Annotated in this window: 17 protein-coding genes; 14 read left to right on the forward strand and 3 right to left on the reverse strand. The window is 59.1% G+C overall.

Annotation, left to right across the window (positions count from 1 at the left end; translation table 11 throughout):
* The first annotated feature begins 141 nt into the window (after positions 1-141).
* The 7 genes from ACJ8KE_RS03695 to ACJ8KE_RS03725 all read left to right on the forward strand — a co-directional run bounded on the left by ACJ8KE_RS03695 (position 142) and on the right by ACJ8KE_RS03725 (position 8,674).
* Positions 142-1,710, forward strand: a complete 1,569-nt coding sequence (locus tag ACJ8KE_RS03695; RefSeq protein WP_016927337.1) for an ABC transporter substrate-binding protein — start codon at positions 142-144, stop codon at positions 1,708-1,710.
* Entirely contained in the window at positions 1,710-2,759 is a 1,050-nt protein-coding gene (locus tag ACJ8KE_RS03700) for an ABC transporter permease (protein WP_016927338.1), read from the forward strand. Before ACJ8KE_RS03695 ends, ACJ8KE_RS03700 begins: the two co-directional genes overlap by 1 nt.
* Positions 2,756-3,625, forward strand: coding sequence for an ABC transporter permease (locus tag ACJ8KE_RS03705; protein ID WP_016927339.1), 870 nt, complete (start codon positions 2,756-2,758; stop codon positions 3,623-3,625). The genes ACJ8KE_RS03700 and ACJ8KE_RS03705 overlap by 4 nt, the downstream gene beginning before the upstream one ends.
* Positions 3,615-4,457 carry an ABC transporter ATP-binding protein gene (locus ACJ8KE_RS03710; RefSeq protein ID WP_079451509.1) on the forward strand — a complete coding sequence of 281 codons (843 nt, stop codon included), beginning with the start codon at positions 3,615-3,617 and terminating at the stop codon, positions 4,455-4,457. The genes ACJ8KE_RS03705 and ACJ8KE_RS03710 overlap by 11 nt, the downstream gene beginning before the upstream one ends.
* Positions 4,454-5,125, forward strand: coding sequence for an ABC transporter ATP-binding protein (locus ACJ8KE_RS03715; RefSeq protein WP_016927341.1), 672 nt, complete (start codon positions 4,454-4,456; stop codon positions 5,123-5,125). The genes ACJ8KE_RS03710 and ACJ8KE_RS03715 overlap by 4 nt, the downstream gene beginning before the upstream one ends.
* A gap of 132 nt (positions 5,126-5,257) precedes the next feature.
* Positions 5,258-6,832, forward strand: coding sequence for an ABC transporter substrate-binding protein (locus ACJ8KE_RS03720; protein ID WP_079451508.1), 1,575 nt, complete (start codon positions 5,258-5,260; stop codon positions 6,830-6,832).
* 231 nt (positions 6,833-7,063) lie between these two features.
* Positions 7,064-8,674, forward strand: a complete 1,611-nt coding sequence (locus ACJ8KE_RS03725) for a hypothetical protein (RefSeq protein ID WP_117286719.1) — start codon at positions 7,064-7,066, stop codon at positions 8,672-8,674.
* Here the strand turns inward: ACJ8KE_RS03725 and ACJ8KE_RS03730 are convergent.
* Positions 8,671-9,339 carry a prepilin peptidase gene (locus ACJ8KE_RS03730; RefSeq protein ID WP_097101852.1) on the reverse strand — a complete coding sequence of 223 codons (669 nt, stop codon included), beginning with the start codon at positions 9,337-9,339 and terminating at the stop codon, positions 8,671-8,673. The genes ACJ8KE_RS03725 and ACJ8KE_RS03730 overlap by 4 nt on opposite strands.
* Positions 9,340-9,768: 429 nt before the next feature.
* Between ACJ8KE_RS03730 and ACJ8KE_RS03735 the strand changes: the two genes are divergently transcribed.
* A complete protein-coding gene (locus ACJ8KE_RS03735; protein WP_115436728.1) occupies positions 9,769-11,280 on the forward strand; it encodes a YchO/YchP family invasin in 1,512 nt (503 codons plus the stop codon).
* On the opposite strand, the gene narL is transcribed toward ACJ8KE_RS03735, so the two are convergent.
* Positions 11,277-11,927 (reverse strand): two-component system response regulator NarL, encoded by a 651-nt coding sequence (gene narL, locus ACJ8KE_RS03740; RefSeq protein WP_016927346.1) that lies wholly within the window; start codon positions 11,925-11,927, stop codon positions 11,277-11,279. The two genes, ACJ8KE_RS03735 and narL, sit on opposite strands and share 4 nt — an antisense overlap.
* A 10-nt stretch (positions 11,928-11,937) precedes the next feature.
* The gene (gene narX / locus ACJ8KE_RS03745; RefSeq protein ID WP_442517140.1) at positions 11,938-13,722 is read right to left on the reverse strand and encodes a nitrate/nitrite two-component system sensor histidine kinase NarX; all 1,785 of its coding nucleotides are present in this window, start codon (positions 13,720-13,722) and stop codon (positions 11,938-11,940) included.
* 349 nt (positions 13,723-14,071) lie between these two features.
* Here narX and ACJ8KE_RS03750 point away from each other — a divergent pair, with 349 nt between their 5' ends.
* From ACJ8KE_RS03750 to ACJ8KE_RS03775, 6 genes are all read left to right on the forward strand, one after another.
* On the forward strand, positions 14,072-15,466 hold the full coding sequence (locus tag ACJ8KE_RS03750) for a NarK family nitrate/nitrite MFS transporter (protein WP_016927348.1): 1,395 nt from the start codon (positions 14,072-14,074) through the stop codon (positions 15,464-15,466).
* A 771-nt stretch (positions 15,467-16,237) separates the two neighbouring features.
* Positions 16,238-17,137 carry a winged helix-turn-helix domain-containing protein gene (locus ACJ8KE_RS03755; protein ID WP_028127498.1) on the forward strand — a complete coding sequence of 300 codons (900 nt, stop codon included), beginning with the start codon at positions 16,238-16,240 and terminating at the stop codon, positions 17,135-17,137.
* 179 nt (positions 17,138-17,316) lie between these two features.
* Positions 17,317-18,279, forward strand: coding sequence for an NAD-dependent epimerase/dehydratase family protein (locus tag ACJ8KE_RS03760; protein ID WP_016927350.1), 963 nt, complete (start codon positions 17,317-17,319; stop codon positions 18,277-18,279).
* 174 nt (positions 18,280-18,453) lie between these two features.
* The gene (gene wecA / locus ACJ8KE_RS03765) at positions 18,454-19,503 is read left to right on the forward strand and encodes a UDP-N-acetylglucosamine--undecaprenyl-phosphate N-acetylglucosaminephosphotransferase (protein WP_442517141.1); all 1,050 of its coding nucleotides are present in this window, start codon (positions 18,454-18,456) and stop codon (positions 19,501-19,503) included.
* Between the two features lie 45 nt (positions 19,504-19,548).
* A complete protein-coding gene (locus ACJ8KE_RS03770; RefSeq protein ID WP_049299147.1) occupies positions 19,549-20,682 on the forward strand; it encodes a polysaccharide export protein in 1,134 nt (377 codons plus the stop codon).
* Between the two features lie 27 nt (positions 20,683-20,709).
* Positions 20,710-22,890, forward strand: a complete 2,181-nt coding sequence (locus tag ACJ8KE_RS03775) for a polysaccharide biosynthesis tyrosine autokinase (protein ID WP_049299148.1) — start codon at positions 20,710-20,712, stop codon at positions 22,888-22,890.

A 22,890-nucleotide genomic window follows, 5' to 3' on the forward strand; every position in this document is an offset into this window, starting at 1 on the left:
TGCATCGCCTGCCTAATAATCAAAATCCCATCTATATACATAAAAAGAATATCTATAGTGATTTAAGTACCTTCAGCTGCCGATCGTGCTCGCATACACTCGCAAAATTATTATAAATTCCATCCGCTTGGAGAGTTTCAGATGAAAGCGCTCGTTCCTTCTTTGCTGTTTTTGGCCGTGGCGGCCAGCGTAAACGCACAGGCGGCGACGCCGGCCAACACGCTGGTGATCGCGCAATCTATCGATGACGTGGTCAGCTTTGACCCGGCCCAGGGATTTGAGTTAACCACGGTGCAGTCGTTCAACAGCCTGTATCAACGTCTGATCCAGTCAGATCCGCACAATCCCATCGATCTTAAACCAACCCTGGCCAGCAGCTGGCAGGCCGGCGCCGACGACCGCAGCCTGACTTTCAGCCTGCGCCCGGACGCCACGTTCGCCAGCGGCAATCCGCTGCGGCCGGAAGACGTGATCTTCTCGCTTTCACGGGTGGTTAAACTCAATCTCGAACCGTCGTTTATCCTGACGCAGCTGGGCTGGAACGCGAAGAACGTGGAGCAACACCTGAGCAAGGTGGACGAGCACACGGTAAAAATCAGCTGGAGTGAGAACGTCAGCCCGGCTTTCGTGCTCAGCCTGCTGTCGGCGCCGGTATCCTCGATCGTCGACGCTAAAGAGGCGCTGGCGCACCAGCAGGGCGACGATCTGGGGCACCAATGGTTGAACAGCCACTCCGCCGGCAGCGGCCCTTACAAAATCCGCACCTATGTGCCGCATGAAGTGGTGGTGCTGGACGCCAATCCCGGCTCGCCGGAAGGGGCGCCGACGCTGAAAACCATCCTGATCAAAAACGTGCCCGATCCGGCGGCGCGGCGTTTGCTGATCGAGCAGGGCGATGCCGATATCGCCCGCAACCTGGGGGCGGACCAGATGGCGGCCCTGAAGGGCAAGCCGGGCGTCAAACCGTTGGCCATTCCTTACGCCTCGCTTTATTTCCTGCAGTTCAACGCCAAGGCGTCACCGGCGCTCGGCAATCCGGCGTTCTGGGAGGCGGCGCGCTGGCTGTTCGATTACCAAGGCATCGCTGACGATCTGCTGAAAGGGCAATTCCAGAGCCATCAGGCATTCCTGCCGGACGGTTATCTGGGCGCGCTCAAGGATCAGCCGTACAGCTTCAATCCGCAGAAAGCCAAAGAAATACTGGCCAAAGCGGGGCTGAGCAACGTCAGTTTCCGCCTGGACGTCAACAACCAGCCGCCGTATCTGGATATCGCCCAGGCGCTGCAGGCCAGTTTTGCCCAGGGCGGCGTGAAGGTCGAACTGGTGCCGGGCATCAGTTCGCAGGTCTCCACCAAGGTGAAAGCGCTTAACTACGATGCGACGCTGACCTCCTGGGGGCCGGATTACTTCGACCCTAACACCAACGCCGCCGCCTTCGCCTACAACCCGGAAGACGGCAGCAAGACGCTGGCCTGGCGCGCCAACTGGCAGATCCCGGCGCTGAGCAAGCTGACGCTGGCCGCCACCGCGGAAAATGACACCGCCAAACGGGTGGCAGACTACCAGCAACTGCAAAAACAGGTGCAGCAAAGCTCGCCGTTTGTCATCGGCCTGCAGGCGCGCAGCCTGATTGCGGTGCGTGACAACCTCAAGGGCTATGTGCAGGGCATCAACCCTGACATGGTGTTCTACAGCAAGGTCAGCAAGTAATGGCCGCTGACCTGTCCGCCGGGGCGGCCCGGCGGTATTGGCGCTGGGGCGGGCGGCTGCTCGGCGGCGCGCTGTCTCTGGCGCTGACGTTGCTTGGCCTGCTGCTGTTCACCTTCATGCTGTCGCACCTGGCGCCGATCGATCCGGCGCTGCAGGTGGCGGGCGATCACGCCAGCGAAGCCACCTATGCGCAGGTGCGGCACGAGCTGGGGTTGGATCAGCCGCTGCCGGTGCAATTTTGGCGTTACCTGGTGCACCTGGCGCACGGCGATTTGGGCATTTCGCGTATTACCGCGCAGCCGGTGTTGAGCGATCTGTTGCGCACCTTCCCGGCGACGGTGGAGCTGGCCACCTGCGCCATTATCCTCGGCGCCCTCGGCGGCATTACGCTGGCGTTTCTGGCGGTGCTCAAACCGGGCAGCTGGCTGGATAACGCGGCGCGTCTGCTGTCGCTGATCGGTTATTCGGTGCCGATTTTCTGGCTGAGCCTGCTCGGGCTGTTGCTGTTCTACGCCACGCTGCATTGGTCGGCGGGGCCGGGGCGGCTGGACGACATTTACTTGTACAGCATGGAGCCGCGCAGCGGTTTCGTGTTGATCGACAGCTGGCTGTCCGGCGATCGTGAAATGTTCTACAACGCCATCGGCCACCTGTGGCTGCCGGTGGTGGCGTTGGCGCTGCTGTCGATGGCGGGCATCACCCGGCTGCTGCGGGCGGCGATGCTGGAAGAGTGCAACAAGGAATACGTGACGCTGGCGCGTTCCAAGGGCGCCGGCCGCCTGCGCATTCTGCTGCGCCATGTGTTCCCCAACGTGTTGGGCACGCTGATCACCGTACTGTCTCTCTCCTACGCCAGCCTGCTGGAGGGCGCGGTATTGACCGAAACGGTGTTCGCCTGGCCCGGCGTCGGGCGTTACCTGACCTCGGCGCTGTTTGCCGCCGACACGCCGGCGATCCTCGGCGCCACGCTGCTGATCGGCACCTGTTTCGTGCTGTTGAATGCGCTGGCCGACGCCTTGACCTATTTAGTGGATCCGCGAACCCGATGAGCCAATATCTCTCTGAACACGAACCGCAAAGCGAGCCGGCCGTCGGTTACCGCCGCGGTCGACGTCTGACCACGCTGACGCTGGGCGCGGCGCTGGTGGCGATCCTGATCGTCACCGCGCTGCTGGCTCCGTGGCTGGCGCCTTTCGATCCCAATCTGCAGCATATCGAGCTGCGGTTACTGCCGCCTTCGGCTGCACATTGGCTGGGCACCGACGGCTTTGGCCGCGATTTGCTCTCCCGCGTGATTTACGGCGCGCGGCCGACGCTGATCCTGGTGTCGCTGATTCTGGTGTTGACCATTCCCATCGGCCTGCTGGTCGGCATTTGCGCCGGTTACCTCGGCGGCTGGGTCGAGCGCATTTTGATGCGTCTGACCGACATTTTCCTGTCGCTGCCGAGTCTGGTGATCGCGCTGGCATTCGTGGCGGTCATGGGACCGGGGCTAATGAACGGCGCGCTGGCGCTGGCATTGACCAGCTGGCCGGCCTTTGCCCGCCAGGCGCGGGCCGAAACCCTGGCGCTGCGCCGCAGTGACTACCTGGCGGCGGCGCGCATGCAGGGCATCAACGGGTTGCGGCTGATGGTCGGCCACATTTTGCCTTTATGCTTGCCGAGCGCGGTGGTGCGTGCGGCGCTGAGCCTGGGCGGCATCATCCTGTCCGCCGCCGGTCTGGGGTTCCTCGGCATGGGCGTCGCGCCGCCGACCGCCGAATGGGGGTCGATGGTGGCCGAAGGCAGTAAAGTGATTTTCGACCAATGGTGGGTCGCCGCCGCACCAGGCGGGGCGATCCTGTTCGCCAGCCTGGCGTTTAACCTGCTGGGCGATGGCCTGCGCGACAAAATGGATCCTCGTCATGGGCACTGATAACACGTTATTGACCGTTGAACGGCTGGCGATCGGCGTGCCGGGGCCGCAGCCGGCGGCGCTGGTGAAGAATATCTCGTTCAGCATGGGGCGGGAGCGGCTGGCGCTGGTCGGCGAGTCCGGCTCCGGCAAATCGTTGACCGCGCGCGCGCTGATGGGGCTATTGCCGCCGCCGTTGCAGCTGCAGGCGCAGCGCCTGACGCTGGGCGACGACGACTTGACGCGCCTGAGCGAGCGCCAGTGGAGCCGCCTGCGCGGCGACCGGGTGGCGATGGTGATGCAAGATCCCAAGCATGCGTTGAATCCCAATCAGCCGATCGGCCGTCAGGTGGAGGAACCGCTGGTGTTGCATGCCAAGCTGAGCCGCGCCGAGCGGCGTGAAAAAGTGCTGGAGATGCTGGCGGCGGTGGGATTGCCCGATCCGGCGGCGCTGTGCGGCCGTTATCCGCATCAGCTCTCCGGCGGCATGGGGCAGCGGGTGATGCTGGCCATTGCGTTGATCAACGATCCGCAGCTGTTGATTGCCGATGAACCGACTTCGGCGCTGGATCACCAAATGCGCGATCAGGTGCTGCAACTGATAGACAATCTGGTGGCGCAACGCAACATGGGGCTGATCCTGATCAGCCACGATTTGCAGCAGGTGGCGCACCACTGCGAGCGGGTGCTGGTGATGTACAAAGGCGAGCTGTTGGATCAACTGCCGGCAGCAGAGCTGGCGCAGGCCACGCATCCTTATACTCGCACGCTGTGGGCGTGCCGGCCGAGCCGCGAGACGCGCGGCAAACCGCTGCCGGTGCTGGACCGCGCGCTGTTGGAGACGTTGAAATGAGCGTAATTGCACTGGAGAACCTGAGCGTCAGTCACCGCCAGGGCTACGAGCTGCGCACCGTGGTGCATGAGGTTAACCTGCACATCGAACCGGGTGAGTGTTTCGGGCTGGTGGGGCCTTCCGGCTGCGGCAAGTCCTCGTTGCTGTGGGTGCTGGCCGGGCTGAATGGCAGCTGGCAGGGCGGTTTTGAGCTGCTGGGGCGGCGGCTGCAACCGGGGCAGGCATTTACCGGCGAGCTGCGGCGCGAGGTGCAGATGGTGTTTCAGGATCCCTATGCTTCGCTACACCCCAAGCACCGGCTGTTGCGTACGCTGTCGGAACCGCTCAAATTGATGCAGGAAAGCGACATCGAACGCAAGATCAGCGCGGGCTTTCGCCAGGTGGGGTTGGATCCGCGCCTGCTGGATCGCTACCCGCATCAGCTGTCGGGCGGCCAGCGGCAGCGCGTGGCGATCGTGCGCGCCTTGCTGTTGCGGCCGAAGCTGCTGCTGCTGGATGAGCCGACCTCGGCATTGGACATGTCGGTGCAGGCGGAGATCCTCAATCTGCTCAACGAGCTGAAACAGGCGGGCGATCTGACTATGGTGCTGGTCAGCCACGATGCGGATGTGATTGACCACATGTGCGATCGTTCGGTGGCAATGGCGCACGGCCGCATCATCGTTTGACCCAATGCCCGTCAATGCGGCGGGCATATCCATCTTGGTAATAAATAAAGCAATTTATCGTCGTTCTTCTGTTAATTCTTACCCCCTACACTCGAAAAACAACGCAACCGCGTGATTATGGAGAGTGTATCGATGAAACGGTTAATCCCAACCTTATTGTATGGCGCGCTGGCGGCCGCTTTCGGTGCGCAGGCTGCCACCCCGCAGGATACCTTGGTGGTGGTCAGTTCGTTGGAGGGCATTATCAGCCTCGATCCGGCGGAGAGCTTTGAAACCGTCAGCTCGGCCAATCTGGTCAACCTCTATCAGCGCCTGGTGGCGCCGGATCGCGCCGCGCCGCAAAAGCTGGCGCCGGACGCCGCAGGCAGTTGGCAAGCGGGCGCCGATGGCCGCAGCCTGACCTTTACCCTGAAACCGCAGCAGCGTTTCGCTTCCGGCAATCCGCTGCGGCCAGAAGATGTGATTTTTTCGCTGGTTCGCGCGGTGAAGCTGAACAAGGCGCCGTCGTTTATTCTCGGCGAGTTTGGCTGGACGCCGGATAACGTTGAGCAGCAGTTGAAGAAGGTGGGAGATAACCAGGTGCAACTCAGTTGGCCCGCCAACATCGGCAGCGAATTGGCGCTGCGGCTGCTGACGGCGAATGTGGCTTCGATCGTGGATGAAAAGCTGTTGAACGAGCACGCGCAGCAGGGGGACTACGGTAACGCTTGGCTGCGCAGCCATTCCGCCGGCGGCGGCCCGTATCGGGTGAATAACTATGTGCCGCATGAAGCGCTGCTGTTTGGCCGCAATGAGTACGCCCCGTCGCCGGCAAGGTTGAAAACGGTGTTGTTCAAGAACGTCAGCGACGCCGGCACCCGCCGTTTGCTGTTGCTGAAAGGGGATGCCGACGTGGCCTACGATCTGGGCGCCGACCAGTTCGACTCACTGCGCAACGCGTCTGGCGTGCGCATCGAGCAGGCCGATGCGCCCCGGATCTATTACCTCGGTTTCAACACCGGCAGCAAAGACAATCCGGCGCTGGGCAATCCGGCGTTGTGGCAGGCGGCGCGCTGGCTGGTCGATTATCAGAGCATCGCCGAGCAACTGCTGAAAGGGCAATATCGCGTGCATCAGGCCTTCTTGCCACAGGGATTGGACGGGGCACTCGACGATCGGCCGTTTAAGCTCGACGTGGACAAAGCCAAACAGATCCTGCGCGATGCCGGCATCGCTGAAGGTACGCGCATCGATCTTATCGTCATCAACCAACCGCCGTATACCGACATCGCGCAGGCGCTGCAGGCCAGTTTTGCGCAGGCCGGGCTGCGGTTGGATATCCATCCGGTGGTAGAAAGCGATCTGTGGGGCAAGATGCGCGGCCGCGATTTTCAGGCGATCTTCACCTACTGGGGCGCCGACTACCTGGATCCGAACACCAACGCCAGCGCCTTTGCCTATAACGTGCCCGGTGGGCCGAAAACCCTGGCCTGGCGCACCCAGTGGGGCATTCCCGCCATCAGCGCGGAAACGCGCGCCGCGGCTGCGGAGGGGAACAGCGCCGCGCGCAGCGCACGTTACGTCACGTTGCAACGGGAATTGCAGGCCAGCTCGCCCTATGTGGTGGCGCTGCAGGGGCAAACGCTGGTGGCATTGCGGGACAACGTCGAAGGTGCCCGGCTGGATATCGCCAACAGCATGCTGTATCTGGATCGGGTCAGCAAGTAGCGGCAACGCCGCGCGCCTGGCCGAGCTTTCTGTCGCACCAAAGGCCAACAGCGAGTGAAATCGCTTGCTGTTGCCACCTCGAATCGCGAGATGTTGTGTCAGGGTGAAATAAAATGAAATTTCATAACGCGCTCATATGACGGTGATAGATTGGCACTGAAAGGCGGCGTTGTTTACGCCTTTCACCGCGGTCGTCCGCAATGATGCGGACACATCACGTCAGGAGATATTATGGACAATAACGAAAACGTTTCAGGAGCGCGCGCAGCAAGCTTGCTCGCCACCGGTGAGGTTGTTACGCCGGAACAGTTTTATCAGGACAGCGACGGAAGCAACTGGGGGCCGGCGATCAACAAAGCGGCGGCGGCGGCGCTGCAAGCCGGCGGTACGCTGTCCCTGGGGAAGCGGGTGTATACGGTCGCCGGACACGTACTCATTCAGACGACAACGGACATCTACGGCGGCATCGGTTTGCGGGTGGTCGGATTGGGGCGGGCGACCAAAATTGTCAAGACTGCGGACAGCAGTTACACCAACGAACAGGGCGAAACGAAGAAAGCGGTGATCGTGGTGAAAGGCTTCGCCAATCTGACGCTGCACGGCTTGACGCTGCGGGATGATACCGGCGTAGATGACACCCACGGCGTGTGGTTCAGCGATCGCAACATGACGAAGTTTGATATTCGCGACATCTACACCAAGGTCGGCGGTTATTCGCTGTTTGTCTCGGGCGACATGTTCATTAACTGGCTGGTGAACGTGCAGATGGAGGCAAACGCCAATCGCCCGGGCGATGGGGTGCTGTGGATGGACAAGTCCGGCACCACCAATTTTATAGACGGCCTCTACGCCGCTCGCGCCAAGGGGACTGCGTTCAGAATTTCAGGGTTTTACTCTACTATCGGCTCGTTGGCTGCGGATGACTGCATCGGCGATATCTACTCTTTCAAAGATTTTAACGGCACGATCAATTCGTTGGGTTGCGAGAACCGCAATACGCAGCGCGCCGCCAATGTCAGCGTGTTGTCCACCAACTTTGCTCAGGGCACGATAGGCAATATCAATATCCAGGACGCGCAGAATGTGGAGAGCGGGGGCGTGTTGTGCCGATTCATCAACGAATCTCGTTGGGATATCGGTCAGTTGACTCTTTACAGCGGTTCTAAGACGCCTTTCCCGGCGGCGATCGCCGCCTGCAGCAACAATACCGAGGTAACCTTCAGTAACGTATACAACGGCGGCGTCCCGGTAGCCGGCAAAAGCACCGTCGATGTGACGTCGTTTTTAAGCGGGGTCGAAGCGATGTACAGTCTGGGCGAGCGGGGAATTGCCCCTTCCGCCACCAGCAACCATTTGCCGCGCAATATCTCGAAACAGCAATCGTGGACTTTTTTAGGCACCCTGACCGCGCCGGATCGGCAACCTACAACGCGCATTACTCTTCAACAGGGCGTAAGCACCAAGGTGCTGGCGTGCGATTTATATATCACGTTCGATCTGTCTTCGCAGGCGACCGCCTTTGTCGTCAATAAAGGCAGCTATAGCGCGAAAGGCGCCTTTATGTTGCGGCGCACCGGGCCGTTGAGCTGCGAAATATATTACCGCGTCGAGAAAGATTTCGGCTTTGGCAGTTATCAGGTGCAGACTACGCGCGGCAGTTACTGGCGGCCGGACGGCGTTTCATTGAGCACGCCCCCCTCCGATGCGTTGGAAATCCGCAGCGATGAGGTGTTATCCACGACCAGGCTCGCGGTGATCCAGCCACTGGCCAATCCGACAACAGCCAGCACGGCGGAAGTGGCCGGATTGCTCAATCGGCTGATCGAGACACTGAAGAACTAACCGAATAACGCCGGCGCGTTCTGGCCGGCGTCCATCAAGAGCAACAGCCAGCCGGCTGCCGCCAAGGCGATGCCGAAAGGTTGCCGCGTTCGCCAGGCGCGGCGGTTGCGTCGGCCGCGGGTCAATGCCATGCCTAATCCGAACATGGCCGCCAGACAGACCAACAGCGGCAGCATCGTCCAACCGAGCCAGGCGCCCAGCGCCGCCAGCAGTTTGAAATCACCCTGGCCGATGCCGTCACGCCGCCGCACTTTCCGATAAAGCGCGTTGAGCAGCCACAAACCCCCGTAGCCGGCGGCGGCGCCGATAACCGCGTCGCTCAGCGTCGCCCAGCGAGCGTCAAGATTGCACAGCATCCCGCCCCACAGCAGCGGCTGGGTCAACCGGTCCGGCAGCCACCGGTGGCGCCCGTCTAGCCAGGCCAGGGCGATCAGCAGCGCCGCGGCCGGCGGCAACCACAGCCGGTGCGCTGCCGGCAGGTCGAAGGGCAGCGCCGTCAACGCCAAACCGAAGGCCGTCAGCAGCAGGCTGCGGCGGCGCAATCTCGGTGGGCTGGCGCGCACGGCCGCCGTTCGCTCCAACCGGGTGATGAGCGCGAAGGCGACCATACCTGCCGACAGCAGCGCGGTGAAAAACAGCGCGGGCCACAGTAAGGAAAGAAACATCGAGACTCCATCAGTCGTGAAATAGATGTTTAAAATAACGGCAAAATGCGTATTTCATCGGGGTGAAATGCGGTGAGTGGTGAGAAATGCGCAGTCGTACGCATCGCCACTTCACGTATTGCAGAGTGATGCAATGTCATGCGCGGAGGCGCGCAACAGTGGGGTGTTGCGTTGTTTATCGGCAAAATCGGCGCTGAAATAGTGTGAATTCACCTGGCGGCCGGAATGGATCGGTAAATGGCGTAAGTGACGGCGTCACTGGGGAGTGATTGGGGTTTATCCTATTGTTTCTGTTCGTCAAGCCGTTAGGCTTTAAGGGAGAGGCGCCCCGGCCTTGATGGGGCGTAGGGTATCCAGATCTGCCGCGGGAAAGGCGACAGCAAAGCAGTGGGTTGGCATGCTCCAGGAGGGAGGGTGGCCAACGGTGCCATGAAAGACGAAATTCAGGCGGGACTCATCAAAACCAAAAAACGACTCTGGCACAGCCGCCAGACGGTGTGGCTGACCGGGACGCTGGTGTGGCTGGCCGGCGCGGCGCCCGCATGCGCCGAATCCCCGCCGGCGCCGGCGAGCGTTGTCTCTTCCGAACCGGCCGCCGCAGATCCGGCCGCGAATTTGCCCGAACTGGGCGGCGCGCCCGATGACGCCGCGCGCGAGAAGCAGTGGGCCGAGATGGCCAAGCAGTTCGGCGAAAAAGATCTGAATAACGTTTCCCGTCAGCAGATGCGCAGCCGCGCCGAGGATTATCTGCTGGGCCAGGCGACCGGCGCGCTGCAACAGCAGGCGCAGGCGCTGTTGTCGCCGCTGGGCACCGCCCGGTTATCGCTGAAGATGACCGGTGAGGGGGACTTTACCGGCAGCAACGGGCAGTTATTCAGCCCGCTGTACGACGTCGACGGATTGCTGACCTATAGCCAGATCGGCTGGTTGCAGCAAAGCGCCGGGGCGCTCGGTAATTTCGCGCTGGGGCAACGCTGGATCGCCGGTGACTGGCTGCTGGGGTACAACACGGCGCTCGACAGCGATTTCGCCCGGCAGCGCAATCGCGGCAGCGTCGGCGCGGAGGCCTGGGGAGACTACCTGCGTTTCTCCACCAACTATTACTACCCGCTGTCGGCGCTGGCGCAACAGCCTGGCGATGGCGTGTTTTTCAGCCGCCCGGCGCGCGGTTACGACATCACGACGCAAGGCTATCTGCCGTTTTATCGCCAGATCGGCGGTTCGCTCAGCTATGAACAGTATCTCGGCGATAATGTCGATCTGTTCGGCAGCGGCAAAAAACAAAACGATCCGCGCGCGATGCAGCTGGGGCTCAATTACACCCCGGTGCCGCTGGTGACGATGAAGGCGCTGCATAAGATTGGCGCGGGCGGGCAGAGCCAGGATCAGATCGAGCTGGCGCTGAGCTATCGGCTCGGGGTGCCGTTGGTGAAGCAGATTTCGCCGGAGTATGTGGCGCAGGCCAAGTCGCTGCGCGGCAGCCGCTACGATCCTATCGAACGCAAGAACGTGCCGGTGCTGGAGTTCCGCCAGCGCAAAACGCTGCAGGTGTTCCTGGCCACGCCGCCGTGGAGCCTGCAGGCGGGGGAAACCGTGCCGCTGGTGTTGGAAATCAAGGCGCTGAACGGCATCGCTCACGTCAGTTGGCAGGGGGATACGCAGGCGCTGAGCCTGACGCCGCCGCACAACGCCAACGATCCGCAGGGCTGGACGGCGATCGTGCCGCCGTGGGACGACGCGCCGGGCGCCGCCAACAGCTACCGGCTATCGGTCACGCTGGAGGACGATAAACAGCAGCGCGTGACGTCCAACTGGATAGAGCTGAAAGTGGCGCCGCCGCTGACGGCGACCGCCGGTGATGACGCGGGCCTGCCGCCGATCAAAACCCTGACGCCGCCGCCGATCCCGGCGCAAACCGGGCCGCTGTACGGCGGCGATTAACCGTTTTTACCCTGCAGCACCCACACGGCGGCCTCGACGCGGGATTTGAGCTTCATCTTTTTCAGCAGGTGTTTGACGTGCACCTTGACGGTGCTTTCGGTGATGGTCAGGCGGCGGGCGATCAGCTTGTTCGGCAGCCCTTGGGCGATCAGCTTCAGGATATCCCGTTCGCGCGGCGTCAATTGCTGAATATCGCGATCGGCGCTGGGGCGGTTTTCCCGCAGGCTGGCGGCGAGGATCGGCGTCAGCGTTTCGCTGAGCACCATCTGCCCGGCCGCCGCCTGATGCAGCGCCTTCAGCAGATCCTCCGGCTCCATGTCTTTCAACAGATAGCCGTCGGCGCCGCGTTTGAGCGCGCTGACGACGTCGTCTTCATGGTTGGATACGCTGAACACCACAACGCGCCCCGACAGGTCGGTCTGGCGCAGGCGATCCAGCGTTTCCAGCCCGTTGATGCCGGGCATGTTGAGGTCGAGCAGGATCAGATCCGGATCGTGCTGCTCCGCCAGCGTGACCCCTTGTTCTCCGTTGCTGGCTTCGGCGATGACCTGCAGGCGAGCGTCCATGCCAATCAGCTGTTTTACGCCGTTGCGCAGCATCGGGTGGTCGTCGATCAGTAAGATTGTGGCGGCGGTTTCTGTCGTCATGGTGTCTCCGTTAGTCGATGGCGTGGTTATCCGGCGTGAAGCTGACCCGCACCTCGGTGCCGCCGCCGCTGCGCGGTAAAATGTCGCAACGGCCGTGCAGGCTCTTGGCGCGATCGCGCATGATGATCAAGCCGTAATGGTCGGGGCGGGATGTTTCGGCCGGCAGGCCGCGTCCGTTGTCGCATACGCTCAGGGTCACTTCGCCCCGTTTGTTGATGACCTGAATGCTCACCTCGCTGGCTGCGGCATGCTTAAGGATGTTACTGAGCGCCTCGCGGGCGATCTGCAGCAGATGAATGGCCTGATAGGCGGGCACCGTGCGCGGCCCCAGTTGGTAATCGAGGCTGATGTTCAGGCCCAGTTTGGGATTGAACTCCTCTACCGTCGATTGCAGCGCCGCCAGCAGGCCCGGTTCGGTCAGCTGCAGGCGGAAGGTGGTCAGCAGCTCGCGCAGCTGGCGATAGGCGCCGTTCAGCTCTTCGCGCATCTGCTGCACCAGCGCCTGGCTGGCGGGCGAGAGCGTTTCGCCCTGCATCTGCAGGCAGGCGATCTGCATTTTCAGGCAGGAGAGCGATTGGGCGATGGAGTCGTGCAGCTCGCGGGCGATCGCCGCCCGTTCTTCCATCAACATCAGCTGCTGCTGGTGGTCTACCTGACGTTCGATGGCCAGCACGCTGGTCAGTTGCTCCACCAGAGTGTTGACCAGCTGGCGGTGCTCATCGTTCAGCGGCTGTTGCGGCGCATGTTGCGCCACGATCACGCCGTAGTCGCCAAGCTTGTCGCTCAGGCTCCAGCTCAGCGACGGGCTGTCGGGATGCTGGCGGTCGCTGTCGTGCAGGCAGGCGCTGCACACCGGATTATGGCAATGCTCCGGCCGCAACGGCAGGTTGCCGCTCAGCTGCAGCAGCGGCTCCCGGCTGTCGTTTTCATACAGCCGCACCTGAATGGCGCGCAGCGGCGTCAGGATTTGCAGTTGGTTGAGCAGCGGCGTCAGGCGGCTGCACAGCGGCTCGCTGGCGTGCAGCAGGCGGCTGGCGCGATAGAGAAAACTCAGCATCTGATTTTTTTGCTGCAGGTCCGCGGTCTTCTCGGCCACGCGCTGCTCCAGCCCGCTGTAGGTGGCCGACAGTTCGTCGGACATGGTGTTCAACGCGCCGCCGAGCGACGCCATTTCATCCTGATGGCCGCGCTGCGCGAAGCGGCGGCTAAAGTCGCCGCGGCCCACCGCCAACGCCATTTCCACCAGCTGTCGCCACGGATGCAGCAACCGGCGGCGCAGGTAGCAGGTGGTGCCGATCAGCAGCAGCAGGGTCAGCGCGATAAAGCCGGCCTGCACCAGCGTCACCATCAGCAGGCGGCGCTCGGTTTGCCTGTCGATATCCGACACCAGCTTATCCAACAGCTGCACGAAGTGCGCCACCTGCGGCGCGGCGTCGGCCGGGCGCTGCGCGCTGCGCAGGCGAGGTTGCAGGGTCTGTTGCCAGTAGTCGCGCAAGGCGTCGAAAGGTTGCGTCAACCCTTCCTGTTCCACCGAACGCTGCAGGTCGGGGCTGTTTTCGTCGCGCTCCAGTTCGCGGATCAACGCTTCATGCCGTTCATCCAGCGGCACCTGCGCCAGCAGACGGTAGCTTTGCATACGCAGCGAGCCGGCCTTGTTGATGGCATGCGCGTTGCCCTGAATGCTTTGCGACATCCAGGCGGAAATCCCCATGCCGGCCACGCCCAGAATGCCCGACAGCAACATCAGCAGGGCGACCTGATTCACGATCGAAAGCGGGGCCAACAGGCGTTTCATAAGCGCGGGTTCCTGGCATTTGGCGCCGCTGAAGCTCAGGGGCGAAGGCGGCGACGGGGTAAACAAGTAACGATTCAGCCGTATTTTTGATTATCCCTGAGCATAACCCCATACCTCGAATGAAGTACCCATTAGTTTCCAGGGGGGCGGAGAAGCGGTGAGGATGACGAAGCGCTTCATTCTAATTTATTGATTGTAAAAGATTTAATTTTTATGCAGAACGTACCCCTAAGGGGATGAAGGCGCTATTTGTGCCGCCAACTACTTGCATTCGGGTTGATATACATCAACTTTGCCGCCGGGACCGCCCCCTAGGGTGTCGGAATAATCCCCCGTGTCTGAGGTTTTTATGTCGCAACTTGCAACGCCTTCATCAAAGAAAACCGGTGCGCTGATTCAGGATTGGCATCCTGAAGACAGCGCCTTTTGGCTGCAGCGTGGCCATCGCATCGCCACCCGCAACCTGTGGATTTCCATTCCCTGTCTGCTGCTGGCCTTCTGCGTCTGGATGCTGTTCAGCGCCGTGGCGGTCAACCTGAACAAGGTTGGCTTCAACTTTTCCACTGACCAATTGTTCCTGTTGACAGCGCTGCCGTCGGTCTCGGGCGCTATTTTACGCGTGCCGTATTCCTTCGTGATCCCGCTGTTTGGCGGCCGTCGCTGGACCGCTATCAGCACCTGCTTCCTGCTGGTGCCGTGCCTGTGGCTGGGATTCGCGGTGCAGGACAGCAGCACGCCGTACAGTGTATTCGTCATCATTTCCCTGCTATGCGGTTTTGCGGGCGCCAACTTTGCCTCCAGCATGGCCAATATCAGCTTCTTCTTCCCGAAAGCGCGTCAGGGTGGCGCGTTGGGTCTCAACGGCGGGTTGGGGAATCTGGGCGTCAGCGTCATGCAACTGGTCGCGCCGTTGGCGATCTCTTTCAGCCTGTTTGGTCTGTTTGGCGGCACGGCGCAAGATCAGGCAGAAGGGGGACAGCTGTGGCTGGAAAATGCCGCCTGGATCTGGGTACCGTTCCTGCTGGTCGCCACCTTGGCGGCCTGGTTCGGCATGAACGATCTGGCGGCGGCCAAGGCATCGCTGCGCCAGCAACTGCCAGTGCTCAAACGTGGGCATTTGTGGATGCTGAGTTTGCTGTACCTCGCGACCTTCGGTTCTTTCATCGGTTTCTCCGCCGGTTTCGCCATGCTGTCGAAGACGCAATTTCCGGAGGTCGTGATCCTGCATTACGCTTTCTTCGGGCCGTTCCTCGGTGCGCTGGCACGGCCGGTCGGCGGCGCGCTGTCTGACCGTTTCGGCGGCGTGCGGGTGACGTTGATCAACTTTGTGGTGATGGCCGTGTTCGCCGCGCTGTTGTTCCTGACCTTGCCGGCAGCGGGCGAGGGCGGTTCGTTTATCGCCTTCTACGGCATCTTTATGGTGTTGTTCCTCACGGCGGGGCTGGGCAGCGGATCGACTTTCCAAATGATCGCCGTCATTTTCCGTAAAATCACTGTCGATCGCGTGAAAGCGGCCGGCGGCAGTGACGAGAGCGCACAGCGTGAAGCGGTGACGGACTCCGCCGCCGCATTGGGCTTTATCTCGGCGATCGGCGCCGCAGGCGGTTTCTTTATTCCCCAGGCATTCGGCACCTCGCTGGCGCTGACCGGTTCGCCGGCGGGGGCAATGAAAGTATTCCTGGTGTTCTATATCTTGTGTGTGGTCATCACCTGGGCGGTGTATGGCCGCAAGAAAAAGGCCTGAGTATCAAACCGCTTTCTCAATCCCTCCCGACAGGGGAGGGATATTTCTCTCATTCCGAGTCATCTCTCCTCGCCTCCTCAGTGAAATTTTCTGCCTTTAGGTAAAATTCTCATCTTCGCTTGCCGTTTTTTTCTTTTTTTATAGCACTATCTCTCAATGTGGGAATATTTTCGCCAAAACGGATTATATTATTTGCACGTTTTTTTCGTTTTATTGAGAGTATTCTTACATTAAGACGTTAATGTCTTTTCGCAGATTAAATGAAATTTCCGGGAGGGGAAGGCATAATTAGTGCGATTGTTATAAAATCAGTAATAGGGTTTTGTCTTAGATGCTGCACACGCCGAGTGGAATGTGTGACGGGGTTAAATCAGATAACTCTCATTCTGTTTTTTTCGGCTTTTTGTAGTCTATCTGACAATCAGATTAGGTGGGAAAACACAATGAATTCACGGATAGGAATGAAATTTCACAATTTCATTCGATTAACAATCGAACAACATGGTTAGTTTTTCCTTTTTAAATCAATGAGGTGTTCATTTGAATTTTACGGTGACCATGAAAGAAATCCATGTTGCCAGCAGGGAAAAAGAGTCATTTGGATAAACGGAACATCCTTAATATGGCCTAATGTAAAAAATGAAATCAGAAAATTTTTATAAAGGCCAATATCCGATGAATGCAACCTGTTGAGTTTACATTTAATTTCTTGAACATTTTTTGATATTTCTATACAAAGTGTGCAGGACAGGCACGCTAAGGAAATTAAAAGTGAATCTTGATAAAAGAATAAAGATTAGGAATCTCGATGTTCTGACTCCTGCCGGGGAGAAATTTCGTCTGCGTTGGAAGGAGTATCAAATTCTTTCGCTGCTTGTCGCCAGATCACCAGAACTGGTTACCCGAACGGAAATTATAGAAAATATCTGGAAAGGAACCTATTGCTCAGATTCAACGATAAATCAAACAATTAAATCTATTCGCCAAAAGATTAGCGACACGGAACACACGCTTATCAGAACCATTCCTCGTTTGGGTTACAAGGTGGAAAATCAAGCGGCTTTTCACTTTATATCCGAGGATGAAGACTACGCTGATGATGATATATTAAATGGCGGTGAAGATATTGGTGTTGATATTCAAGCGGAACTTTCTGAAAGTGAAAGTGAGTCGTCTGAAACAAACGATGAAAAAATAGATAAGCCGCATAAATCGACGCTGGTTGCTGCGCCTGTTGCAACGGTGGAGTCATCCAAAGAACCGGTGCGTGAAAAAAAGTCGGCGGCGGTGCGTCGCTTTTTCAGCATACCCGCCAGCCGTGTAGTGAAATACCTGACGGTATTCGCCTCTTTGCTGGTTATTTCACATTTTTCATATGTGCTCGGCAACCAAACCCGCCCCCCGGTGATCAATGATATTCAGAACAACACGCGCGTGGTGTTGACGCTGACGCTGAATAACCCCCATACCAACAGCCCGCAAACTCTGCTCTGCCTTTACCAGGGAGAGAACATGGATCAAGCCACCATCGAATGTGTCGATCCTAAGCAAGGGCAGCTTAAATTGCCGGTAAAATATGAGACCTCTTCGACGCCCGGCAAAGGTCGGATTAATCTCATATTGCCGAATAAAACCTTGCAATATCAAGTTGCTTACGATGTTAAAAATTAGCGCTGAATGAGGTTTTATCTTTAGCGATAATTTTACATTTGATGAAATCTTTTATTTCATTATTTGTTATTTGAAAGCCAGGTTCGATTTGTCCAGTCTGGAACTCATTACCTAACGCGTATTAGCGTCCTGTCCCAATGGGGCGACAGGAATAATGAGAACCTGCTGAGTGACAAATTATGGATAAGCGTAAAGTAGCTATTATCGGGGGTTCCGGTTTTATCGGAACACGCCTGGCGAAACGTCTCAGTGCGCGCGATGATCTGACGTTGGTCATCGTGGATAAGCAACCCAGCGCACATTTTCCCGCGCTCTATCAGTATGGCGATGTGACGCAACCTCAGACTTTGCAAGAACCGCTGACGGGCTGCGACGCCATCATTAATCTGGCGGCGGAACATCAGGACAACGTCGATCCCATTTCGCTCTATTATCAGGTCAATGTCGAAGGCGCGCGGCATGTCTGCATGACAGCCTCCGCCCTGAATATCCGCCAAATCATTTTCACCTCCTCCGTCGCTGTTTACGGCTTCGTCAAACAGGAAACCGGCGAAGAAGGAAGTTTCGAGCCTTTCAACCATTACGGCAAGTCCAAGCTCGAGGCGGAATACGTTTATGAAGCCTGGCGCAAGGCCGATGTGGAAAATCGGTTGACTATCATCCGTCCAACGGTGGTATTCGGCGAAGGCAACCGCGGCAACGTGTATAACCTGTTCCGTCAGATCGCCAGCGGACGTTTCGTGATGATTGGCAGCGGCAATAATATGAAGTCGATGGCCTACGTTGAAAATATTGCCGCGCGGCTGGAACATGCGCTGGATCAACAGTCAAGTTATCAGGTCAGCAACTACGTCGATAAACCGGACTTTACGATGAATCAATTGGTCGACGTCATTTCCTCTTCATTGGGGAGAAAAAATAAGACAATTCGCATTCCTTATGCCGTAGGCATATGCGGCGCAACCGCATTGGATGTTGTGAGTAAAATAAGTCGAAAGAAATTCCCAATAAGCCGCGTCAGAGTACAGAAATTCTGCGCCAGAACGCAGTTTAAAAGTAATGTGCAAAATAATTTCGTGGCGCCTGTTGAACTTGATTCGGCAATCGAAAGAACCATTAAACATGAGTTTTCTGATAGATAACTTAACCGCACGCTGACGTTATTTACTTATTTCCGCCGACAAGCGGATAAATCTGTATTTTTCAGGATTAATTCATGCTGACTTATATCCTGGCAGGATCAATTTTGTTTTTGTTAATAGCGCATTGGGAGCTGTAACTCAAGGGCGGTAGCGTGCTTATTCGCTGGAGGAACGATGTTATATCAACTGAGCGTGATATTTGTGCTGGCGGTCGCGTGGATCCTTATTGCCCGCCGGGTCGCCTTGACGGTGGGATTAGTGGATAAGCCCAATGCGCGCAAGCAACATCTGGGACATATTCCGTTGGTCGGCGGCATCGCCGTGTACCTGACGCTGATGCTGATGGCGCTGTGGCAACCCGCCTGGCTGCCCGACAGCACCGTCTATCTGCTGTGCATTACGGCGCTGGTGGTGTTGGGCGTGCTGGATGACCGCTTTGATCTGCCCGTGGCGCCACGCGTCATGGTGCAGGGAGGGATCGCGCTGGCGATGATGCTGGCGGCAGGGATGGAGCTTTCCTCATTGGGCCATGCCTGGGGCCATCAGGAAGTGATGCTCGGTTATGGCGCGTTGCTGCTCACGCCGCTGGCGGTATGGGGGGCGATCAACGCCTACAACATGGTGGATGGCATCGACGGGCAACTGGGCGCCTTGTCCTGCGTGACCTTCGTTGCGCTGGCCATCGTGTTCGGACTGGGTGGCCGGGGAGATCTGGCGCTGTGGTGCCTGGGCCTGATCGTCGCGCTGGCGGCTTATCTGCTGTTCAACCTGAGCCTGTTCGGCGCGCGTAACAAAATCTTTATGGGGGACGCCGGCAGCATGGTGATCGGCTTCAGCGTGCTGTGGCTGGTGTTGCTGGCGACGCAGGGGCAGCAGGCGGTAATGCGCCCGGTCACCGCGCTGTGGCTGATCGCCATTCCGCTGATGGACATGGTGACCGTGATGGTGCGCCGCCTGTTGCGCCGCCAAAGCCCCTTCAAAGCGGGCCGCGATCATTTGCACCATATTCTGATGCGTCGCGGACTCAATGCGCGCCAGGCACTGGCGATGAGCACCATGCTGGCGGTGACGCTGGCCTGCATCGGCATTTGCAGTGAAGTGTTGCAACTGCAGGAAAGCCTGATGCTGGTGGCGTTTCTGTTCTGTTTTTGCGGTTATTTCGCCATGTTGCGCGAACCGCGTCAGGCGACGATGCTCAGCGATAATCCAACCGTCGGGCGTTAATCCTCTCACGGGCTGCGGCAGCAGCCCGTTTATCACGGTACTTCCATGAATTTTCATTTGCCTCTTTTGATGCCGTTGGCCTTCACCTCCGCGTTATTGAGCGGTTGTACGGTGGTTCCCGGCTCACATTTACCGACCAGCGGAAAAGCCATCGTCGTGCAACAAGACGACGATTTCGATTTGAACAGCCAGGTACAGGTCTACCGCATGTCACCGATGCTGCTGCAGAAAATGCGGCGCGTTGAACCGGTCGCCCAGCCGAATCCGGCGCTGGACCAGCGGTTGCAGAGCTACCAATACCGTATCGGCGTCGGCGACGTGTTGAACGTCACCGTCTGGGATCACCCCGAGTTGACCACGCCGGCCGGGCAATATCGCAGCGCCAGCGACACCGGTAACTGGGTGCATGCGGATGGCACGATCTTTTACCCCTATATCGGGCGCGTGGCGGTGGTGGGTAAAACCGTCACCGAAGTGCGCAGCCTGATCGCCGGCCGTCTGGCGCAGTATGTGGAAAGCCCGCAGGTGGATGTCAGCATCGCCGCGTTCCGCTCGCAGAAGGCTTATGTGACCGGTGAGGTGAAAACCTCCGGTCAGCAGGCGATCACCAACGTGCCGCTGACCATTCTGGATGCGATCAACGCCGCCGGCGGCCTGACGGACAATGCCGACTGGCGCAACGTGGTGCTGACGCATCAGGGCAAAGAGCGGGCCATCTCGCTGCAGGCGCTGATGCAGCGTGGCGACATCAGCCAGAACGCGCTGCTGCAGCCGGGCGACATCCTCTACATTCCGCGCAATGACAACTTGAAAGTGTTCGTGATGGGCGAGGTGGGCAAGCAAGCGACGCTGAAGATGGATCGCAGCGGCATGACCCTGACCGAAGCCCTCGGATCTTCCGAAGGGATCAGCCAGACGGTGGCGGATGCGACCGGGGTGTTCGTGATCCGGCCGAGCGGCGGCAACCCCCCGCAGCGGCTGGCGACGCTGTATCAGTTCGATCTCTCCGACGCCAGCGCGCTGGCGATGGGCGCTGAATTTCAGCTGCACCCTTACGACGTCGTGTACGTCACCGCGGCGCCTATCGCGCGCTGGAACCGTTTGATCAGCCAGCTGGTGCCGACCATCAGCAGTTTTAACGATCTCAGCGAGGCTACCTTGCGCGTGCGCAACTGGTAACTCCGCAGGGTGAATAAGGAACAGAAGATGAAAAACAATGCGCTGTCCGTGATGGTGGCCGAACAAGATGAAAAGCTGGAGTGGGAGCGTCTGGTAGGGCCGCTGTGGGATAACCGCTGGCGGATCGCCGTCGTGACCGGTGTGGCCGGTGCGCTGGGCGTCGCCTACGCCCTGTTGGCTACCCCGGTGTATCAGGCCACGGCGGTGGTGCAGGTGGAGAATCAGCTGTCCGGCGATTCGCTGCTGCGTGAAACGCTGGACAGTTCGCTGGGGCAAAATTCGACGACGCAGGATGAGGTGACGCTGGTCAAGTCGCGCTACGTGCTCGGCAAAACGGTGGATGCCCTCGGCCTGACGGTGCGCGTCGAACCGGACTATTTCCCGGTATTCGGTAAAGGTTTCGCCCGACTGAGCGGTGAAAAGACGCCGGTATTGGACATCGGTACGCTGACAACGCCGGCGGACATGCAGGGCGAAGCGCTGACGCTGACGGTGCGCGATGGGCAACATTACGAGCTGAGCCATGACGGCGCCAAATTGTTCAGCGGCGTGGTTGGGCAACCGGTGGCGCAGGGCGAGTGGAGCATGACCGTTTCGGCGCTGGATGCGGCGCCGGGCACCAGTTTCACCGTGGTTAAAGTCGCGCGTCAAGAAGCGGTGGACGATCTGCGTAAATACCTGGGCGTAGTGCCGAGCGGTAAGGACAGCGGCATCATGACGTTTACGCTGCCGAGTGAAGATCCGCAGCGTGCCGAGGCGGTGCTGAAGAACATCACCGATAACTACCTGCAGCAGAACGTGGATCGCAAAACGGAAGAGGCGCAGAGAATGCTGGCCTTCCTGCAGGAGCAGCTGCCGCAAACGCAAACCTCGTTGAACAACGCCGAAAACCAGCTCAACCAGTTCCGCCAGCAAAACGATTCGGTGGATCTGTCGCTGGAAGCCAAGTCGGTGCTGGACACTCAGGTGCAGCTCGAAGCCCAGCTCAACGAGCTGACCTTCAAGGAGGCGGAGATTTCCAAGCTTTATACCCGCGTGCACCCGGCTTACCGGGCGCTGATGGAAAAGCGCGCCACGCTGGAGGCGGAAAAGGCGCGGCTCGGCAAACAGGTACAGACGCTGCCGAAAATGCAGCAGGAGATCCTGCGTCTCACCCGCGACGTGCAGGTGGATCAGCAGGTTTACATGCAACTGATGAACAAACAGCAGGAGCTGAGCATCAGCAAGGCCGGCACGGTGGGCAATATTCGCATCGTCGACGAGGCGGAAACCGCTATCCGACCGATTCAGCCGCAAAAGATGCTAATCGTGTTGTTGGCGTTGATACTGGGCGCTGCGGGCACCGCGGCCGTGGTGCTGCTGCGCACGGCCTTCCATCGCGGCATCAATGATATCGATACGCTGGAGAAGCGAGGCATCAACGTCTACGCCACCGTGCCGCTGTCGCCATGGCAGGCGAAACGCAATCGCGAACAACGCCTGCTGTTGCCCAAATCCGGCGGTCGTCGCCTGCCGATCTTGGCGGTGGTCGAGCCGGCGGATCTGTCGGTGGAGGCCATTCGCAGCCTGCGCACCAGCCTGCATTTCGCCATGCTGGAGGCCAAAAACAACATTTTGATGGTCTCCGGCGCCAGTCCGGAAAGCGGCAAGAGTTTTACCAGCACCAACCTGGCGGTGGTGGTGGCGCAGGCCGGGCAGCGGGTGCTGTTGATCGACGCGGATATGCGTAAAGGATTTTTGCATCGTTGGTTATCGGACGACGCTCATCAAGGGCTGTCCGACATGCTGGTGGGCAAAGTGATGACGGAACAGGCGGTGCGGAAAACCGCCATCGCCAATCTGGACTTCGTGCCACGTGGTCAGGTGCCGCCGAACCCGTCCGAGCTGCTGATGCATCGCCGTTTCGCCGATTTCCTGCGCTGGGCCGGGCAAAACTACGATCTGGTGCTGATCGATACGCCGCCGATTCTGGCGGTGACGGACGCGGCCATCGTCGGCAACCACGCCGGTACGTCACTGTTGGTGGTGCGTTTTGAGGTGAACACCGTCAAGCAGATCGAAACCAGCATGCGCCGTTTCGAACAAAATGGCGTGGCGATCAGAGGCGTAATCCTCAACGGCATCGTGAAAAGGGCGGCGACCGACATGAGCTATTACAACTTCGCCTATCCAAGCCATCGGGAAGATCAGCGGCAGGCAGAGGAATAA

Origin of the sequence: Serratia sp. CY56464 (assembly GCF_052168435.1) — a bacterium.
In the GTDB taxonomy this organism is placed as follows: domain Bacteria; phylum Pseudomonadota; class Gammaproteobacteria; order Enterobacterales; family Enterobacteriaceae; genus Serratia; species Serratia marcescens.

Coding starts and splice junctions, on each gene's coding strand:
- narX (WP_442517140.1), bottom strand. CDS start 13,722: ATGAAACGCCTGTTGGCCCCGCTTTCGATCGTGAATCAGGTCGCCCTG.
- ACJ8KE_RS03720 (WP_079451508.1), top strand. CDS start 5,258: ATGAAACGGTTAATCCCAACCTTATTGTATGGCGCGCTGGCGGCCGCT.
- ACJ8KE_RS03715 (WP_016927341.1), top strand. CDS start 4,454: ATGAGCGTAATTGCACTGGAGAACCTGAGCGTCAGTCACCGCCAGGGC.
- ACJ8KE_RS03770 (WP_049299147.1), top strand. CDS start 19,549: ATGAATTTTCATTTGCCTCTTTTGATGCCGTTGGCCTTCACCTCCGCG.
- ACJ8KE_RS03695 (WP_016927337.1), top strand. CDS start 142: ATGAAAGCGCTCGTTCCTTCTTTGCTGTTTTTGGCCGTGGCGGCCAGC.
- ACJ8KE_RS03760 (WP_016927350.1), top strand. CDS start 17,317: ATGGATAAGCGTAAAGTAGCTATTATCGGGGGTTCCGGTTTTATCGGA.
- ACJ8KE_RS03705 (WP_016927339.1), top strand. CDS start 2,756: ATGAGCCAATATCTCTCTGAACACGAACCGCAAAGCGAGCCGGCCGTC.
- ACJ8KE_RS03730 (WP_097101852.1), bottom strand. CDS start 9,339: ATGTTTCTTTCCTTACTGTGGCCCGCGCTGTTTTTCACCGCGCTGCTG.
- ACJ8KE_RS03775 (WP_049299148.1), top strand. CDS start 20,710: ATGAAAAACAATGCGCTGTCCGTGATGGTGGCCGAACAAGATGAAAAG.
- wecA (WP_442517141.1), top strand. CDS start 18,454: ATGTTATATCAACTGAGCGTGATATTTGTGCTGGCGGTCGCGTGGATC.
- ACJ8KE_RS03735 (WP_115436728.1), top strand. CDS start 9,769: ATGAAAGACGAAATTCAGGCGGGACTCATCAAAACCAAAAAACGACTC.
- narL (WP_016927346.1), bottom strand. CDS start 11,927: ATGACGACAGAAACCGCCGCCACAATCTTACTGATCGACGACCACCCG.
- ACJ8KE_RS03750 (WP_016927348.1), top strand. CDS start 14,072: ATGTCGCAACTTGCAACGCCTTCATCAAAGAAAACCGGTGCGCTGATT.
- ACJ8KE_RS03725 (WP_117286719.1), top strand. CDS start 7,064: ATGGACAATAACGAAAACGTTTCAGGAGCGCGCGCAGCAAGCTTGCTC.
- ACJ8KE_RS03700 (WP_016927338.1), top strand. CDS start 1,710: ATGGCCGCTGACCTGTCCGCCGGGGCGGCCCGGCGGTATTGGCGCTGG.
- ACJ8KE_RS03710 (WP_079451509.1), top strand. CDS start 3,615: ATGGGCACTGATAACACGTTATTGACCGTTGAACGGCTGGCGATCGGC.